Annotated in this window: 1 protein-coding gene; it reads left to right on the top strand. The window is 50.2% G+C overall.

Annotated features, from left to right (window positions below):
- Window positions 1-303, top strand: a 303-nt coding sequence (locus LZP73_RS19895) for a class I tRNA ligase family protein (RefSeq protein ID WP_234236639.1), incomplete at both ends; no start/stop codon positions are given.

A 303-nucleotide genomic window follows, 5' to 3' on the forward strand; every position in this document is an offset into this window, starting at 1 on the left:
AGCACCGTGGACGTACGACAACATCGCGTATATGAAAAACCAGCTCAAAATGCTGGGCTTTGGTTATGACTGGAGCCGCGAGCTGGCGACCTGTACGCCGGAATACTACCGTTGGGAACAGAAATTCTTCACCGAACTGTATAAAAAAGGCCTGGTATATAAGAAGACTTCTGCGGTCAACTGGTGCCCGAACGACCAGACCGTACTGGCGAACGAACAAGTTATCGACGGCTGCTGCTGGCGCTGCGATACCAAAGTTGAGCGTAAAGAGATCCCGCAGTGGTTTATCAAAATCACTGCTTA

The organism is Shewanella sp. AS16 (assembly GCF_021412365.1).
Lineage (GTDB): Bacteria > Pseudomonadota > Gammaproteobacteria > Enterobacterales > Shewanellaceae > Shewanella > Shewanella salipaludis.